The organism is Pseudomonas sp. 05T35, assembly GCF_056396605.1.
Genome location: NZ_JBFTLU010000699.1, coordinates 1 through 1,502, shown reverse-complemented (window position 1 = coordinate 1,502; position 1,502 = coordinate 1). Strand labels below are relative to the sequence as shown.

The following is a 1,502-nucleotide window of genomic DNA, read 5'->3' as shown; positions in this document are numbered from 1 at the left end:
GCCCCAGGCCAGCCCGCCGATGCACACCAGCACAGCGCACACCAGAAGCCGGATCGCGCTGCTCATATAAGCTCCCCCCGTTTGGCAGGTTTTGCCCTGATTTGATCTAAATCAATAGTAGATGTTCGTTGGCGGGCCACTGTATGAAACGACAATATTTGAGGCTGCCGCCATGAATATCAACGAGGCAATCTCGGGCCGTCGCTCGACGCGTGAATACACGAAAGAAGCGGTTGATGAACTCATCATTCGTCGCTTGATCAACACCGCCGTCCAGGCGCCCAGCGCAGTCAACCAACAACCGTGGACGTTCACGGTGATCCGCGATCAGGAACTGCTGGATCGGGTCTCGCGCGAAGCGAAGGCCCACCTGCTCGCGACAGTGCCCGCAGGGACCCAGTCCGAGCACTTTTATTCGATGCTCAACGATCCAGGCTTCCAGATCTTCTATCACGCGCCGGTACTCATCCTGATTTCGGGGAACGCGCCCGGTCCGTGGATCGTTGAAGACTGCGCCCTGGCGGCCGAGAATCTGATGCTTGCCGCGTACGCTGAAGGACTCGGCACCTGCTGGATCGGTTTTGCCCAGGGGTTTCTCAATACGCCGGAGGGCAAGCATGTATTGGGTCTCCCTGCCGGATCGAGGCCCGTGGCGCCCATCATCGTTGGCCATCCGAAGTCTGCGCCTGCGCCCGTCCAGCACAAGGACCCCGAGATCCGCTGGATTGGCTGAGCAGGAGGCCGCCCGTGCTCAGACGGTAGCAAACGCTCCGTTTTCAGCCAGCAAGGTGGCAATCAGTGCGGTGCTGTCGAGCACGTGCAAGTGGCGCGTGACACAGTCGGCTGGCAGGCGAAACGGAGGCACGCTGTCAGAGATCGCCAGGTGTTCAAACAGTGGCTTGTCGAGCAGGTCGCTGCCACCGGTGAACAAACCATGGGTGGCGGCTGCAAATAACCGGGTGGCACCGGCCTGCTGGCAGGCGAGGCCCGCATGCATCAGCGTTTCACCGGTGCTGATCAGGTCGTCGAAAATGATCGCGGTTTTACCCAGCACTTCACCCACCAGCAGCGTGCCGGTGAACGTCGCTTGAGCACGGTGCTTTTCCATCAGCGCACCGCCCACCGGGCGTCCCAGTTGCCGCTCCAGGGCCTGGCGAAACTGCTCGGCCCGCTTGGTGCCGCCGGCGTCCGGGGAAACCGACACCACCTCGGCGTCGCCGACGAACCCGGCGAAATGCCGGGCGAACAATTCCGCGCACTGCACGTTCCAGGTGGGAATGCGAAAGGCGTTATCAAACGCTGCCGGGTTGTGCACTTCCAGGGCCACCAGGCGATCCACGCCGCAGGCTTCAATCATGGCCGCCACGTAGCGGGTGATCGTCGGGTCCTGAGGTTGGGTACGACGATCCTTGCGCCCGTAGCAGAGGTAGGGCGTCACGGCCTGCACCTGGTGAGCGCCGGCATCCTTGAGTGCGCCACAAAAAAACAGCAACCGACACAGC

2 protein-coding genes are annotated in these 1,502 nt (G+C 61.9%); one reads left to right on the top strand and one right to left on the bottom strand.

The window, feature by feature from the left end; all coding sequences use genetic code 11:
- Positions 1 to 172 precede the first annotated feature (172 nt).
- Positions 173 to 733: a nitroreductase family protein gene (locus AC1DH9_RS28995; RefSeq protein WP_347927381.1), complete on the top strand. Its 561-nt coding sequence runs from the start codon at positions 173 to 175 to the stop codon at positions 731 to 733.
- 18 nt (positions 734 to 751) lie between these two features.
- Here AC1DH9_RS28995 and AC1DH9_RS28990 read toward each other — a convergent pair.
- Positions 752 to 1,502: ribose-phosphate diphosphokinase (locus AC1DH9_RS28990; protein WP_477809319.1), on the bottom strand; the 751-nt coding region annotated here is incomplete at its 5' end.

Bases quoted from the DNA above. Each gene is read 5' to 3' on its own strand.
- AC1DH9_RS28995 (WP_347927381.1), top strand. From the start codon at position 173: ATGAATATCAACGAGGCAATCTCGGGCCGTCGCTCGACGCGTGAATAC.